This window comes from Nonomuraea sp. NPDC050227 (assembly GCF_044459705.1).
GTDB lineage: Bacteria > Actinomycetota > Actinomycetes > Streptosporangiales > Streptosporangiaceae > Nonomuraea.
In genome coordinates, this window is the sequence record NZ_JBITJF010000002.1 from 1 (window position 1) to 14,145 (window position 14,145).

General features: G+C 72.4%; 15 protein-coding genes. 9 read left to right on the forward strand and 6 right to left on the reverse strand.

The genetic code is table 11. From position 1 onward, the window contains the following. Positions 1-98: 98 nt before the first annotated feature. A complete protein-coding gene (locus ACIBK9_RS07200; protein WP_397155929.1) occupies positions 99-1,673 on the reverse strand; it encodes an ATP-binding cassette domain-containing protein in 1,575 nt (524 codons plus the stop codon). Positions 1,674-1,725: 52 nt separating this feature from the next. Here ACIBK9_RS07200 and ACIBK9_RS07205 point away from each other — a divergent pair, with 52 nt between their 5' ends. Then, positions 1,726-2,352, forward strand: coding sequence for a TetR/AcrR family transcriptional regulator C-terminal domain-containing protein (locus ACIBK9_RS07205; RefSeq protein ID WP_397155931.1), 627 nt, complete (start codon positions 1,726-1,728; stop codon positions 2,350-2,352). 49 nt (positions 2,353-2,401) lie between these two features. Here ACIBK9_RS07205 and ACIBK9_RS07210 read toward each other — a convergent pair whose 3' ends face one another. Both ACIBK9_RS07210 and ACIBK9_RS07215 read right to left on the reverse strand, forming a co-directional pair. After that, entirely contained in the window at positions 2,402-2,992 is a 591-nt protein-coding gene (locus ACIBK9_RS07210; protein WP_397155933.1) for a hypothetical protein, read from the reverse strand. 79 nt (positions 2,993-3,071) lie between these two features. Continuing rightward, on the reverse strand, positions 3,072-3,773 hold the full coding sequence (locus ACIBK9_RS07215; protein WP_397155935.1) for a DUF2470 domain-containing protein: 702 nt from the start codon (positions 3,771-3,773) through the stop codon (positions 3,072-3,074). Positions 3,774-3,840: 67 nt separating this feature from the next. Between ACIBK9_RS07215 and rpsD the strand changes: the two genes are divergently transcribed. Genes rpsD through ACIBK9_RS07230 form a run of 3 tightly spaced genes read left to right on the forward strand, consistent with a single transcriptional unit; the run spans position 3,841 to position 5,551 of the window. Continuing rightward, positions 3,841-4,455: a 30S ribosomal protein S4 gene (gene rpsD / locus ACIBK9_RS07220; RefSeq protein ID WP_397157548.1), complete on the forward strand. Its 615-nt coding sequence runs from the start codon at positions 3,841-3,843 to the stop codon at positions 4,453-4,455. A gap of 2 nt (positions 4,456-4,457) precedes the next feature. Beyond that, entirely contained in the window at positions 4,458-4,688 is a 231-nt protein-coding gene (locus ACIBK9_RS07225) for a low temperature requirement protein A (protein WP_397155937.1), read from the forward strand. Beyond that, positions 4,685-5,551, forward strand: coding sequence for a low temperature requirement protein A (locus ACIBK9_RS07230; RefSeq protein ID WP_397155939.1), 867 nt, complete (start codon positions 4,685-4,687; stop codon positions 5,549-5,551). Before ACIBK9_RS07225 ends, ACIBK9_RS07230 begins: the two co-directional genes overlap by 4 nt. Here the strand turns inward: ACIBK9_RS07230 and ACIBK9_RS07235 are convergent. Beyond that, positions 5,525-6,316 (reverse strand): ion transporter, encoded by a 792-nt coding sequence (locus ACIBK9_RS07235; RefSeq protein WP_397155941.1) that lies wholly within the window; start codon positions 6,314-6,316, stop codon positions 5,525-5,527. The two genes, ACIBK9_RS07230 and ACIBK9_RS07235, sit on opposite strands and share 27 nt — an antisense overlap. Positions 6,317-6,434: 118 nt before the next feature. Here ACIBK9_RS07235 and ACIBK9_RS07240 point away from each other — a divergent pair, with 118 nt between their 5' ends. Beyond that, positions 6,435-6,743 (forward strand): DUF4190 domain-containing protein, encoded by a 309-nt coding sequence (locus ACIBK9_RS07240; protein WP_387645201.1) that lies wholly within the window; start codon positions 6,435-6,437, stop codon positions 6,741-6,743. On the opposite strand, the gene ACIBK9_RS07245 is transcribed toward ACIBK9_RS07240, so the two are convergent. Next, positions 6,672-7,376 carry a TetR/AcrR family transcriptional regulator gene (locus ACIBK9_RS07245; protein WP_397155943.1) on the reverse strand — a complete coding sequence of 235 codons (705 nt, stop codon included), beginning with the start codon at positions 7,374-7,376 and terminating at the stop codon, positions 6,672-6,674. The two genes, ACIBK9_RS07240 and ACIBK9_RS07245, sit on opposite strands and share 72 nt — an antisense overlap. A gap of 66 nt (positions 7,377-7,442) precedes the next feature. Here ACIBK9_RS07245 and ACIBK9_RS07250 point away from each other — a divergent pair, with 66 nt between their 5' ends. Both ACIBK9_RS07250 and ACIBK9_RS07255 read left to right on the forward strand, forming a co-directional pair. Beyond that, a complete protein-coding gene (locus ACIBK9_RS07250; protein WP_397155945.1) occupies positions 7,443-8,180 on the forward strand; it encodes an ABC transporter ATP-binding protein in 738 nt (245 codons plus the stop codon). Beyond that, complete coding sequence (locus ACIBK9_RS07255) at positions 8,180-8,905, forward strand: ABC transporter permease (protein ID WP_397155947.1); 726 nt, start codon at positions 8,180-8,182, stop codon at positions 8,903-8,905. The genes ACIBK9_RS07250 and ACIBK9_RS07255 overlap by 1 nt, the downstream gene beginning before the upstream one ends. A 58-nt stretch (positions 8,906-8,963) precedes the next feature. On the opposite strand, the gene ACIBK9_RS07260 is transcribed toward ACIBK9_RS07255, so the two are convergent. Next, positions 8,964-10,322 carry a S8 family serine peptidase gene (locus ACIBK9_RS07260; RefSeq protein ID WP_397155949.1) on the reverse strand — a complete coding sequence of 453 codons (1,359 nt, stop codon included), beginning with the start codon at positions 10,320-10,322 and terminating at the stop codon, positions 8,964-8,966. Positions 10,323-10,717: 395 nt separating this feature from the next. On the opposite strand from ACIBK9_RS07260, the gene ACIBK9_RS07265 reads away from it, so the two are divergent. Together ACIBK9_RS07265 and ACIBK9_RS07270 are read left to right on the forward strand one after the other, a co-directional pair. Further along, entirely contained in the window at positions 10,718-12,544 is a 1,827-nt protein-coding gene (locus tag ACIBK9_RS07265; protein WP_397155951.1) for a spermidine synthase, read from the forward strand. 204 nt (positions 12,545-12,748) lie between these two features. Then, positions 12,749-14,086, forward strand: a complete 1,338-nt coding sequence (locus ACIBK9_RS07270) for a hypothetical protein (RefSeq protein ID WP_397155953.1) — start codon at positions 12,749-12,751, stop codon at positions 14,084-14,086. The last annotated feature ends 59 nt before the right edge of the window (positions 14,087-14,145 follow it).

Here is a 14,145-nt window from a genome sequence, read left to right on the forward strand (position 1 = left end):
GAAGATCACCCGTTCTACTGGATCTCCGTTCTCATGTCCCAGGTTCGGCCGAACACCTTGACTCGACCGCCAGCCGTCTTAACTTCCCGGCATTGCGGCTAGAGGTCCCAGCGAGGTTCGGGGCTCTCCCGCACCACGCCGTCCGCGCCGAAGATCAGGTGGCGGTCCAGGTCGTCGGCGAACCAGCGGTCGTGCGTGACCGCCAGCACCGTTCCCGCGAAGCCGTTGAGGCCCTCCTGCAACGCCTGGGCGCTGGCCAGGTCGAGATTGTCGGTCGGCTCGTCGAGCAGCAGCAGCGTCGCCCCCGACAGCTCCAGCAGCAGGATCTGCAGCCGCGCCTGCTGGCCGCCGGACAACGTCTCGAACCGCTGCCCGCCGGCCGGCGCCAGCTCGTAGCGGGCCAGCGCGGCCATGGCGTCGTTCCTGGTCAGCACGAACGTCTCCGTCACCAGCTCGCCGATGGGCCGTCCGTGCAGGTCGGGCCGCAGGTGGGTCTGCGCGAAATGGCCGGGGACGACGCGGGCGCCCAGCCGGGCCACGCCGGTGTGCGCGACGGGCTCGCCGGCCAGCAGGCGCAGGAAGTGGCTCTTGCCGGTGCCGTTCAGGCCGAGCACGCCGACCCGCTCGCCGTAGGCCACCTCGGCCGAGAACGGCCGCACCAGCCCGGTCAGCTCCAGGTTCTCGCACGTCACGGCCCGCTTCCCGGTACGCCCGCCGCGCAGCCGCATCCGTACGTTCTGCTCCTTCGGCGGCCGGTTAGGCGGCCCCGCCCGCTCGAAGCGCTCCAGCCGGGACACCGCCGACCGGTAGGCCCCCGCCAGCGCGTCGTTGTTCGCCGACCGCTGCCGCAGCACGTGCACCAGCCGGCGCAGCCGGGCCTGCTCGTCCTCCCAGCGCCGCCGCCGCTCCTCCAGGCGCTCGCCGCGCCGCCTGCGGGCCTCGGCGTACCCGGCGAAGCCGCCGCCGTGCACCCACACCTCGCGGCCCTCGACGGTGACGATCCGATCGGCCGCCTCGGCCAGCAGCCGCCGGTCGTGCGAGACCAGCAGCACGGTCTTGGCCGAGCTCCTGATCGCCCGCTCCAGCCACTGCTTGGCCGGCACGTCGAGGTAGTTGTCCGGCTCGTCGAGCAGCAGGATCTCGTCGGGGCCGCGCAGCAGCGCCGCCAGCATCAGCCGCTTCTGCTCGCCGCCGGACAGCGTGGCCAGGCTCCGGCCGGCGACCTGCTCGTACGGCAGCCCGAGCGCCTCGGTCGCGCACGCGTCCCACACCACCTCCAGCTCGTAGCCGCCCGCGTCGGCGTAGTCGGCGACGGCCTGGGCGTAGGCGAGCTGCCGGGGCTCGTCGTCGCGCAGCCCGATCGCCGTCTCGGCGCGGGCCAGCTCGGCGGCGGCCGCCCGGACCCGCGCGGGCGCGACGCCCAGCAGCAGGTCGCGCACGCTGCCGGTGCCGAGGAACTGCCGCATCACCCCGACGCCGCCGCCGGTGGTGACGCGCCCGTCGTCGGGCCGCAGGTCGCCCGCGATCAGCCGGAGCAGCGTCGTCTTGCCCGCGCCGTTGGGGCCGACCAGCGCCGCCTTGGCGCCGTCGCCCACCTTGAACGACGCCTCCAGCAGCAGCGGACGCCCGTCCGGCAGCAGGTACGTCAAGCCGCTCACCTCGATATGACCCATGTTCCATTACTAGACCATCGATCCGGTTCGCGTACACCGTATTATCCGTCGGGTGGACAACGTTTGGGTTCGCCCCCGCAAGGACGCCAAGCCGAGGCTGACGCTCGACCGGATCGTCACCGAGGCCGTCGCGCTGCTCGACGAGGAGGGCGTGGCCGGGCTGACCATGCGCCGCCTGGCCGAACGCCTCGACACGGGCTCGACCACCCTCTACTGGCACGTCCGGACCAAGGAGGACGTCCTGGACCTGGCGCTGGACGCCGTCTTCGGCGAGGTGCCGCTCCCCGGCGGGCACGACGACTGGCAGGCCGCCGCGCGCGACCTGATGGACGGCTGGCGCGCCGCCCTGCTGCGCCACTCCTGGTCGGCCACCATCCTCGACCGCCCGCTCATGGGCCCCCACGCCCTGGAGCGCACCGAGTTCCTCTACCGCACCCTGTCCGGGGCCGGCCTGGACGGCCCGCAGGCCGCCTACAGCCTGTCCAACTACGTCATGGGCTCGGTCATCATGCAGGTCACCTGGCAGCGCCGCGACCGGCTCGACACCGACGCGTTCCTGCGCGAGCGGGCCGCCAGCTACCCGGCCCTGGCCGAGCACGGCCTCGGCCACGACTGGGACGCCACCTTCGCCACGGGCCTCGGCTACCTGCTGCGCGGCATGACGCACGACGCCGGCTGAACCGCCCGCACACCGCCGTCGGCACCCGTCGCACCCCGGCGACAGGCGGTCATCTCCCGGGCTTGTGGGTCCTGGACGGGTGGCGGCCCGGCGGGGTGCCGTGCGGGTGCGACGGCGGAGTCGTCACCGGACCGGCGCTCCAGGACGGCGTCGGCGCAGGGCTGGGACGAGAGCCCCGCGAGGGCGACGCGGACGGCGAGGGGGCCGGGGTCCTGCCGGGGGAGGTGACGACGGCGCCGGGGGTGGCGCCGGGGACGGCGCCGGACGTGGTCGAGCGCGGCTTGCGCGTCCCCCGCCCGCCCTCGGGCCGGACGCCCCCAGGCGTGGAACCGGTCACGGCGGGCCCCGTGCGGACCCTGGTGGGCCGGGTCGTGGCGGTGGGGGTGAGGGGGGTGGCCGTGGCCTGTTCCGAACCCACGGCGACGGGCCCCGGCTCGCCGGAGGTCCGGCTCGCGTCGTGCGGCCAGTGCACCGGGTCGAGGCCGGGCGAGCTGAACGCGTCGCCCATCAGCGCCCCCGCCCCGGCCAGCATGAGCGTGCCGAGCAGCACCCCGGCGGCCATCAGCGCCCGCCCGCGCCGCGCGCCCCCCTCCGCCGGGGAGGAGGCGGTCCGCGTCGTCGATCGATGGGTTCCGCTCACGTACCCCGATGGTAGTGACGTGCGGGCATGGGTCGGCCCATAGCGGACGTCCAGCGAGGAAATTCAGCGCCAATCGTGATCAACAGCCGCACAACAGCCCGCGCAGCGCCGTCTCCAGGCACGGCCCGGACCGGGCGGGGACCGGCCACGGGAAGCGCACCAGCGACTCGTCCACGCGCACGGTGGCGCCGTACCGGTCGAGCTCCCACAACCACACCTCACCGGGCTGCTCGCCGAGCTGCCTGGCCACGCCCGCGGTGAGCTGCGGCCGGTGGGAGTCGTTGACGTGCGCGATCACCCGTTCGGCCGTCTCGGTGAGCGGGTCGGGGGCCGCGCCGAGGTAGTCGTCGGCGTCCAGCACGCCGGACTCCTGGCCGGTGAGGTAGACGACCTGGGCCACGTCCAGGCGCAGCAGGCGCGGGGCGTCGGGACGGCCGTACCGCTCCAGGGCGTCGAACAGGCCCTCGTCGGCGCTGTGCGCGGCCACCGCCACCGCCGCGGAGCGGGCCTGCGACTCCGGCACGGCCTCCGCCCATCCGTGCACCTCGATCATCGCCCGCGGGTGTGTCACCGCGCCGAGCTGCCGCATGGCCGTCAGGTTCACCGCGACCACGGCGTCCTCGCGCAACCCGTGCAGCGGTTCGCCGGGCCGGACCAGCAGCACCGGGCGGCCGCTCTCGTCCACGCCGCCCCGGGCGGGGGAACAGGCGCCGTCCACCGTGAGCTTGGCCGGCGTCGAGGTCGAGGCGAGAGTACGGATCCGCTCGGCGAGGGGCAACATTGAGATCACATCCACTGATAGGTTAGCCTTACCTAAGTAAGGATTACCTAACCACATCGAGGTGAACGTGCGCTACACCGGCCCGAAGGTGCGACTGTCGCGTCGCGCGGGCGTCCCGCTGACCAGGAAAGCCGTCCGCTACTTCGAGCAGCGCCCCTACCCGCCGGGCGAGCACGGCCGCAAGACCAACCGCCGCACCACCGGCGACTACGGGCTGCGGCTGATGGAGAAGCAGAAGCTGCGCTGGTACTACGACGTGTCGGAGCGGCAGCTGCGCCGCTACTGGGACCTGGCGGTGCGCAAGCCGGGCGCCTCGGGCGCCGAGCTGGTCGCCATCCTGGAGACCCGCCTGGCCTCCCTGGTGCTGCGGGCCGGCCTGGCCCCGTCGATCTACGCCGCCCGCCAGTACGTCAACCACGGCCACATCGCCGTGGACGGCCGCAAGGTGGACATCCCCAGCTACCTGGTCAAACCCGGCCAGGTCATCACCGTGCGGGAGCGCTCGCACCGGATGCAGCCCTTCGTGGCCGCCGCCGAGGGCGTGCACGCCGACGAGCGCGTCGCGCCCTACCTGTCGGTCGACCACGCCGAGCTGCGCGTCACCCTCCTGCACCGGCCCGAGCGCGAGCAGATCGCGCTCCCCGTGGACGAGCAGCTCGTGGTGGAGTTCTATTCTCGTTAGCCGTGACTGAAGCGGGAGAGCGCCACGCGAGCTGGCTTGAGCTGTTCTTCGACCTGGTCGTCGTCGTGGCGGTCGCCCAGCTCGCCCATCGGCTCCAGCATCCGACCTGGACGAACGTCGTCCTGTTCGTGGTGCTCTACTACGCGGTGTGGAGCGTCTGGACGTCCTTGACGCTCTACTCCAACGTCCGGGCCGGCAGGACGCGGGTGGGCAGCACGCCGGCACGATCATGACGGCCTGGCCGGCGGCCCAGCTCGGTGCCGGGCTGTTCCCCTGGGTCGCCTCCATCTGGGCGGACGGCTCGACGCGCTACGGCCTGTGGGCCCTCGGCATCCTGCTCGACGTGGTCTTCTCCGTCGTCAACAGCCGCCGGCCCGAGCGTTTCCTGGCCGAGATGCGCGGTCAGGCGCACCGGCTGGCCGAGCGCGAGGAGCGCCGGGTCAGGGCCGGCCGCCCGGCCCGCCCGTTGCCCAGGCCCGCCGCCGCCGTGCTCGACCCGGCCCACCTGGAGGAGCGGCTCGGCCTGTTCGTGATCATCGTGCTGGGCGAGGCGGTCATGCAGGTCGTCGTCTCGGCCTCGGGCCACTCGTGGGGGCCGGAGCTCGCCGTCGCCGCAGCGGCCGGCTTCGGGCTGATCGTCGCCCTGTGGTGGCTGACCTTCCAGTACGGCCTGACCACCGTGCCGGGGGCCGCCGAGCGCGGCCTGCCGCCGTACGTCGCGCTGCCCGCGCACTTCGCCATGACCGCCGGGGTGACGGCCACGGCGGCCGGGCTCGGCGTCGTCGCCGCCCAGCCGGCGCAGTCCCTGCACCACGGCGCCGGCTGGGTGCTGGGCGGCGGGCTGGCGCTGTACTTCGCCGCCTCGGCCGTGCTCGGCGTGGCCCTGCGCGCCGGATGGCGCTGGATCTGGGGGTGGGCGGTGCCCACCGCCCTCGCGCCGCTGGGGGTCGCCGCGCTGTCGGGGCTCGTCCCCGGGTACGTCTCGGTCACGCTGCTGCTGGCCGTGGCCCTGTGGCGGCTGGTCTACCGGCCGGGCCGGACCGGCTCCGAGCATTCCGGCCGGGTGCGCTCAGCCGGCGACGTCCTGCCGGCGTAGCTCGGCGACCTCGCGGCGCAGGGCGGCCAGCTCCTCCAGGATGCGCTGGGTGTGCAGGGTGTTGTCCTGCTCCAGCGCGGCGCGCTCCTCGGCCGACTCCTCGTCCATGGCGCTGACCACGACCGCCATGAACAGGTTCAGCACGACGAACGTGCAGACCAGGATGAAGATGGTGAAGAAGATCCAGGCCGTGGGGTGGGCGCCCATCACCTCGCGGGCGATGTTGCCCCAGTCGTCCCCGGTCATCGTCTGGTAGAGGGTGAACAGCGAGGTCGGCAGGCTGCCGAAGCGCTCGGGGGAGTCGCCGCCGTACAGCTTGGTGGCCATGACGGCGGCGACGTACAGGACCAGGGAGAGCAGCAGCACGATCGAGCTCATCCCGGGCAGGGCGCGCAGCAGCGCCGAGACCACCCGGCGCAGGCTCGGCACCACCGACAGCAGCCGCAGGGCCCGCAGGATGCGCAGCGAACGCAGGACCGACAGCCCGCCGGTCGCCGGGACCAGGGCGATGCCCACGATCAGGGTGTCGAACAGGTTCCACGGGTCGCGCACGAACGCCGAACGCTCGACGTAGACCTTGGCCAGCAGCTCGGCCACGAAGATGTAGAGGGCGGCGTGGTCGATCACGACCAGCAGGTGGCCGAACTCCCCGACGACGGCGGGAACGGTCTCCAGGCCGAGGGTGGCCGCGTTGACCAGGATGACGCCGACGACGAAGCGCTGGAAACGCCGGTCGGCGAGGAGGGCGCGGACGCGTTCACGCACGGGGGCAAGCTCCTAAAGATCGGTCATGTGCCGTTCCATGATGCAGCAACATGATCAAGGAGGTGCCTGTGGTATAAATCGCACCTGACAGTCACAGGGGCAAGGGGGCGCAAGGGGCATGTCGTATCCGAACTACGGTCCGTCCTATTACGGGCCGCCGCCCCAGAGCCACCCCAACGGCACCACGATCCTCGTGCTCGGCATCCTCAGCCTGGTGGTCTGCGGCATCCTCGGCCCGTTCGCCTGGTCGATGGGCAACAAGGCGCTCAAGGAGATCGACGCCAGCGGCTACGCCTACGACAACCGCGGCGCGGTGCAGGCCGGCCGCATCTGCGGCATGATCGCCACGATCCTGCTAATCCTCGGGGCCGCCTTCATGGTCCTCGGGCTCGGGGCCGGCATCCTGTCGGCCGTCTTCTCCAACTGAGGGCCGCACGCAGTAGTCGCCGATGCCCGACTCCAGCAGGTCGAAGGCCGCCGTGGCCTGGGCCCGCAGGTCGGGCGCGATCGTCTCCCAGCTCTCGCCGGCCAGCATCCGGGTCACCGCGTGAGTGGTGAGGATCCTGGTCGTGCCGAGGATCTGGGTGGCCACCATCTGCGGGGTCAGGTCGTCGGGATCGGCGTCGAGCTCGTCGGCCAGGGCCCGGGCCAGCGCCCGCTCCCGCGCGACGTGCAGCTCGCGCAGCTTGGCCACCAGTGACGGGCTGCCGTTGACGATGCGGGCGAACACGTCGCCGCCCTCGTTGAGGCCGTAGCGCCAGTGGCGTGAGTCGAGGGCCTCCAGGAAGTCGCGCCGGAAGGCCCGCGCCACGCTCTCGCCGGGCCGCCGCCCGCGCACCACCTGCTGCGGCAGGTCGGTCACCAGCTCCTGCCGGTCGGCGAACAGGTCCTCCTTGGTCGGGAAGTAGTTGAACACCGTGTTGACGGACACGTCCGCGGTGCGGGCGATCTCGGCCACCGTCACGGGGTCGAACCCGCGCGTCATGAACAGGCCCATCGCCACGTCCGCGATGCGCTGCCTGGTCTCCCGCTTCTTGCGCTCCCGCAGCCCCTCTTCCATGCCGTCATGATACCCAACTTGCAGTGACTCCAAAATTGTGGCTACCCTAATTTTGGAGGCGATCACATGTTGAGAACCACAGGTCTGACCAAGACCTTCGAAGGCGGCGTGCAGGCCGTCAAAGGCGTCGACATCTCGGTGGCGGCCGGCGAGATCGTCGGCTTCCTCGGGCCCAACGGCGCCGGCAAGACCACGACCATGCGCATGCTGACGACCCTGCTCCGTCCCACCTCGGGCACCGCCACCGTGGCGGGCCGCGACCTGCTGGGCGACCCGCGCGAGGTGCGCCGCCGCATCGGCTACGTCTCGCAGGGCGGCGGCGTCAACGTCATGGCCCCGCTCGCCGAGCAACTGGAGCTCCAGGGCATGCTGTACGGCCTGGGCCGCGCCGAGGCCAGGGCCCGGTACCGCGAGGTGCTGGCCCGGCTCGGCCTGTCCGGTCTGGAGGAGCGCGTGGGCGCCGCGCTGTCGGGCGGGCAGCGACGCCGCTTCGACATCGCCTTCGCCCTGCTGCACGACCCCCGTCTGCTGTTCCTGGACGAGCCGACCACCGGCCTGGACCCCCAGAGCCGCGCCAACCTGTGGGAGCACGTCCGCTCCCTGCGCGAGGAGCACGGCGTGACGATCTTCCTGACCACCCACTACCTGGACGAGGCCGACGCGCTCTGCGACCGCCTGCTGATCATCGACGACGGCCGGATCGCCGCCGCGGGCACCCCGGCCGAGCTCAAGGCGGGACGCACCCTCGACGAGGCGTTCCTCGACATCACCGGTCGGTCGCTGCGCGAGGAGGCGGGGGTCTGATGCTGCGCGACACCTGGGTGCTGTTCCGCCACTCCCTGCGCGCCACCCTGCGCCAGAAGCTCGGCATCGTCTTCGGCGCCGTCCAGCCGCTGCTGTTCCTGGTGCTGTTCGGGCCGATCTTCGCCACGTTCGGCACCTGGGAGGTGCTGGTGCCGGGGCTGATCGTCCAGCTCGGCCTGATGAGCATGGGGCTGGCCGGGTTCGGGGTGGTCTTCGACAAGCGCTTCGGCGTGCTGGAACGGCTGCGCGTCACCCCGGCCAGCCGCCTGGCCCTGCTGCTCGGGCGGGTGCTCGACAACGTCGTGACGATGGCCGTCCAGACGACGATGGTGCTGGCCGCCGGGTTCGCCTTCGGGATGCGGGTGCCGGTCGTCGGGCTCGTGGCCGGGTTCGTGCTGGTCGTGGTGCTGGGGGCGAGCCTGGCCGCCCTGTCGTACGCCGTCGCGCTGACCATCGGCGAACAGCTGTTCGCGCCGGTGATGTCGACGGCGGTCATCCCGCTGGTGCTGCTGTCGGGCGCGTTCCTGCCGATGTCGATGGCGCCCGGGTGGCTGGACGCGCTGTCGCGCCTCAGCCCCTTCAGGTACGTCCTGGAGGCGCTGCGCGACCTGTTCGCCGGCCACTACGCCACCGGCACGGTCGGGCTCGGCGTGGCCGTCACGGCCGGGCTCGCCGTGGTCGGCCTGACCGTCGGGGCCCGCGTGTTCAACCGGGAGACCGCGTGAGCGGGCCGCTCCGGGACGGCCCGCCCGCCCGTGCCCAGGGGAGTGGGCAGGGCCGCGCTCAGGCCGCGGCCTTGGCCCGCCGGTGCAGCGCGGCCAGGATGCCCGCCGGATCGACCGTCCCGTAGCCGTAGTCGTAGTCGAAGCCCACCTCGCTGCGGTCCTCGGCGGTGCGCCGCAGCAGCGCCCGCAGCTGCGCCGGCGACAGCTTGGCGGCCGGCCACCGGGTGCGCACCGCGGCCACCAGCCCGGCGGCCACCGGCGTCGCCGCCGAGGTGCCCGTGTCCGGCTCGCCGTCGCCGAACGCCCGCGACCCCGAGAAGTGCGTGTACGCGCACACGTCGGGCTTGCGCGCGGTCAGCCGCCCCGGCCCCTGCGAGGAGTAGCCCACCCGCTCGCCGTTGACGTCGACCCCGCCGATCGACAACGCCTTGGGATGGGAGTTGGCCCCGCCGATGGGCCGGTTGGGGAAGGCGCACCGGCCGTCGGGGCACTGCCTGCCGCAGTTGCCCGCCGCGAACAGCACGTCCGCGCCCGCCCGGTCGAGACTGGCCACGACCAGGTTGAACGGGTGGGCGGCGTTGTCGGAGTAGTTGCCCGGATGCCCGACGGGGAAGTCCCACTCGGGGGAGAACGACCCCCACGAGTTGCTCACCACCAGCGACCTGGACGCCGCGGGCTGGGCCTCCAGCACCGTGCGCAGATGGGTGAAGGCGGCCACCGCGTCCGACAGCAGGCCGTCGAGCGCCGAGCCGCCCGGCCGGGCCGACCGCAGCAGCGGCACGTCGACCAGGGACGCCTGCGGCGCGGCGATGAGCGCGTCGAAGGCGCACATCGTGCCGTGGTCGACCTCGAACTGGCCGGCCCGGCCGGTGACGCCGGAGGGGTTCCAGCTCCGCTCGGCGTCCAGCGTGACGCCGCGGCCGAGCTGGCGGGCCACGTGCGCGGCGTTGACGCCGGTGTCCAGGACGGCCAGCGCCACCCCGGCGCCGTCGAGCCCCTCGGCGTGCAGCCCGGCCATGTTGAGCAGGCGTTCGACGTCGCGCCAGTCGCCCACCGGCGGATCGCCGCCGCAGGTCAGGCTGGACTCGATCACCGGGTCGGCGAACACCCCGACGACGTCGGGGCGCAGCGTGGGCAGCAGCGTGACCCGCGAGGTCAGCTCGTCGTCGGAGATCGTGCCGCGGACCAGCACGGAGGCGTCCTCGGCGGCCAGCGAGAAGTCGAGGGGCTGGTGGAGGGAGAGGGGATCGCCGCCGGCCGCGGGGACCGGCCTCGGCACGGCGACCGGTGTGAAGGCCGTGTCGAGTTCGACGCCGGGCAGGCCGTCGGCGACGTCGGCCGTGGTGGCGGTCTGGCCGGGATCGGCGACGGCCGCGACCAGATCGGGGGAGGGACGGAGCTGGATCAGGACCCGCATGAGTCACCACCGAACGTAATGGGGGCAAACGAACGACCCAACATTCCTGCATCCGTCAAGGCGCGTCCAGCCCCTTACGGCGGTTGTGACCTGCGAAAACACCGCATAACTGGCGAAGCGGACCATAATTGTTTCCGGGGCGTCAGGCTTCCTTGTCTTCGGTCTGTTCACTACGGTGATGCATCATGACGCTCCAGGCGCAGACGCCGGTTTCCGACGGGGAAAGACAACACTGGCTGCCGGTCCGGCCGAGGCTCGTCCTCGCCAGTGCCTTCATGCTCTTCCTCGAACTGGCGCTCATCAGATGGACAGGCTCGAACATCGTTCATCTGAGTTATTTCACCAATTTTGTCCTGCTCGGTTCTTTTCTTGGAATCGGGCTCGGATTTCTGCGCGTGGGGCGCTCGCGCCGCCAGCCCTATTACTCGCCGGTCGTCCTGCTCGTCCTGGTGGCCCTCGTGCTGGCCTTCCCGGTGACGGTCGACCGCAACACCGAGGGCGTCCTGTACTGGACGAGCCTGGGCACCGTCGGGCCGCCCGCCTGGCTGATCCTGCCGGTGATCTTCATCGCCGCGGCGGCGGTGCTCATGGGGCCCGCCGAGCTGGTCGGGCGCTGCTTCCCCGAGCTGCCGCGCCTGGAGGCCTACCGCTACGACCTGATTGGCAGCCTCAGCGGCATCGCCGCGTTCACGGCGCTGTCGTTCCTGTCGGCGCCGCCGGTGTTCTGGGGGGTGGTCGCGGCCCTGTGCTACGGCCTGCTCCTGGTGCCCCGGCCTCGCTCGCTCTACCTGGGCCTGGTGGTCCTGCCCTCGCTCCTGGTCGCCGGCCTGCTGCTGTCGGAGACGCTGACGGCCGGGGCGCTGTGGTCGCCGTACTACAAGGTGACCTACAAGGCGATGCAGATGCTCGGCGTGCCGGTCACCGACATCTCCGTCAACGGCATCCCGCACCAGCAGGCCGTGCCCGCCTACGCCCGTCTGCAGTGGGAACGCCAGTACGGGCTGCCCTACGAGCGCACCACCAGGCCGCCCAAGGACGTGCTGATCGTCGGCGCGGGCAGCGGCACCGACGTGGCCATCGCGCTGTCCAAGGGCGCCCAGCACGTCGACGCCGTCGAGATCGACCCCAAGCTGCGCGAGCTGGGCGGCAGCCTGCACCCCGACAAGCCCTACGCCGACCCGCGCGTCACCACCCACATCACCGACGGCCGCGCCTTCCTGGAACGCAGCGGCGACCGCTACGACCTGATCCTGTTCGCCCTGCCCGACTCGCTCACCCTCGTGTCCGGGGCCAGCTCGCTGCGCCTGGAGAGCTACCTGTTCACCGCCGAGGCCATGCGGGCCGCCCGCGCCCACCTGCGGCCGGGCGGCACGTTCTCGATGTACAACTACTACCGCGAGAGCTGGCTGGTCGACCGGCTGGCCTCGACCATGCAGACCGCCTTCGGCCACAAGCCGTGCGTCGACGTGGTCAGCACCGCCGGCCAGCAGGCCGTCATCACCGCCGGCCTGACCGCCGCCGACCAGCGCTGCGCGAGCCAGTGGCCCGGCGCCGCCGCCGGCACCCCGGCCCCCGCCGACGACGACCGCCCCTTCCTCTACCTGAAGGACCGGACGATCCCGCCGATCTACATCATCACCCTCGGCCTGATCCTCATCGTCAGCCTGCTGGCCGTCCGCGTGGTGGCGGGCCCCTACGGGCGCATGAAGCCCTACGCCGACCTGTTCCTGCTCGGGGTGGCGTTCATGCTGCTGGAGACCAAGAGCGTGACGGGCTTCGCGCTGCTGTTCGGCACCACCTGGGTGGTCAACGCGATCGTCTTCGCCGGGGTGCTGGTCGCCGTGCTCGCCGCCGTCGAGGTGACCCGCCGCTTCCGCACCCCGCCGCTGCCGGTCATGTACGCCGTGCTGCTGGCCGGCCTGCTGCTGGCCTGGCTGGTGCCCAACGCGTGGCTGTTGTCGCTGCCGGTGCCGCTGCGCGCCGTGGCGGCCGTGACGGTGGCGTTCCTGCCGATCTTCGCCGCGAACGTGGTCTTCGCCAAACGTTTCTCCGACACCGCCGACGCGACCACGTCCTTCGGCGCGAACCTGCTCGGCGCGATGGTCGGCGGCTGCCTGGAATACCTGGCGCTGGTGATCGGCTACAAGGGCCTGCTCATCGTGGCCGCCCTGCTCTACCTGGGCGCCCTGGCGCTGATGCCGCGAAAGACCGCGCTCGTGTGACAAAGGGAAATGGCCCGCGGCGCTCCTGTGTAATGCCTTGACCGATGGTCAGGGTGAATTGTCGGCGGCGCGGGTTGATTTGTCGCCGTGGGCGAGGTGAGCTGGAGACGTCATCGAATCCGAAAAAAGATCGAACGATATTCAGAAAGGCGGGCACGCGAATCGGGGGTCACATCCGGTAACCCACGAGAAAAGGTGACAGTCATGGCGACACCAGGGGCGGCCAGGATCGACGTCGAGCGCATTCAGGCACAGGAGTCCGGGCCCGCGCCCGCCGGACGCGCGCAACAGGTCGCCGCAGCGCTCCCCACGGGGGTGTTCTTCGCGCACGACCCCGCCGGCTCCGGGGAGCACCGCGCGCCCGACGCGCGGTGGGAGCTCACCTCCGCCTGGCCCTACCAGGGCCGGCTCGCCACGGGGACGGCCGCCGTCCATCTCGCCGCGGGCCACGACGCGCTCGTCCGTCCCATGATCTTCGCCGACGGGTTCGGCCACGGGCCCAGCGACCTGGCCGGGCTGTGGGGACGGCTCGACGCGCCGTACCCGCCGCACGGCGACCGGCTGCTCAGCCGGCTGCTCGCCCAGGGCATCGACGTCGTGCTGCTCGGCTTCGCCGCCCGCCACACCCACATCCAGGCCAACGCCGGGGTCGCGGCGACGTGCGTGGGCCGCGCGATCCGCGAGCGGCTCGGCACCACGCCGCTGATCGTCGGGGGCCTCGGCGCGGGCGGCCTGGTCACCCGGTACGCGCTGGCGGAGATGGAACGCCGCCGCGAGGACCACCAGACGATGACCTACCTGTCCTACGACTCCCCGCACAACGGCGCCTGGATCCCGCTCGTCCTGCAACAGCTCGCCTACTTCGCCGAGGCACTGGCGCCGGCCGCGCCCGGCCAGGCCGCGCTGATCAGGAGCCCGGCCGCGCAGCAGCTCCTGTGGGGCTGGGTCCCCGACGGGCGCTACTCCGGGCCGGTCGCCACGGCCAGCCCGCTGCGCCTGGCGTTCATCGAGGACCTGCGCGCCGCCGGCTGGTTCCCGCTCAGGCCGCGCAAGCTCGGCGTCTCCAACGGCGCCGCCGACGGCACCGGCCGCAACGTCCCGCCCGACGCTCTGGCCTTCGAGTGGACCGCCCTGGACGGGCTGGCCGGCGCCACCGTGCGCACCCAGCCGGACCGGGGCTCCCGTCAGCGGGTGGGCGGCATGCGGGCCGTCCCGTTGTGGGCCGGCACCAGCCGCACCAGCGGCGTCGCGGCCTTCGACGGGGCGCCCGGCGGCACGCTGCCCTCCTACGGCATGGTCGCCGACGCGTTCGGCGCGCCGATCGCCGGCCGGTTCCGGTCGGCCTGCTTCGTCCCCACCGTGAGCGCCGTCGCGCTCCAGTACGACCCCGTGGACTGGACCGTGGACCTCTACACCGACATCACCGCCCTGTCGCCGGAGCACAGCGAGCTGGACGACTACCAGTGCGACTCCGACAACTCCGAGCACGGCACGGTCACCGGCACGCTCGCCGACTGGATCCTCGGGCACCTGACGAAGTGACCTGAGGCCGCGGGCCTTCGCCGATCAGAGCTCCCGCCGGAGCCGGGCTCCGGCGGGCG

Bases quoted from the DNA above. Each gene is read 5' to 3' on its own strand.
- ACIBK9_RS07215 (WP_397155935.1), bottom strand. From the start codon at position 3,773: ATGTTGCCCCTCGCCGAGCGGATCCGTACTCTCGCCTCGACCTCGACG.
- ACIBK9_RS07255 (WP_397155947.1), top strand. From the start codon at position 8,180: ATGCTGCGCGACACCTGGGTGCTGTTCCGCCACTCCCTGCGCGCCACC.
- ACIBK9_RS07270 (WP_397155953.1), top strand. From the start codon at position 12,749: ATGGCGACACCAGGGGCGGCCAGGATCGACGTCGAGCGCATTCAGGCA.
- ACIBK9_RS07250 (WP_397155945.1), top strand. From the start codon at position 7,443: ATGTTGAGAACCACAGGTCTGACCAAGACCTTCGAAGGCGGCGTGCAG.
- ACIBK9_RS07260 (WP_397155949.1), bottom strand. From the start codon at position 10,322: ATGCGGGTCCTGATCCAGCTCCGTCCCTCCCCCGATCTGGTCGCGGCC.
- ACIBK9_RS07245 (WP_397155943.1), bottom strand. From the start codon at position 7,376: ATGGAAGAGGGGCTGCGGGAGCGCAAGAAGCGGGAGACCAGGCAGCGC.
- ACIBK9_RS07240 (WP_387645201.1), top strand. From the start codon at position 6,435: ATGTCGTATCCGAACTACGGTCCGTCCTATTACGGGCCGCCGCCCCAG.
- ACIBK9_RS07200 (WP_397155929.1), bottom strand. From the start codon at position 1,673: ATGGGTCATATCGAGGTGAGCGGCTTGACGTACCTGCTGCCGGACGGG.
- ACIBK9_RS07230 (WP_397155939.1), top strand. From the start codon at position 4,685: ATGACGGCCTGGCCGGCGGCCCAGCTCGGTGCCGGGCTGTTCCCCTGG.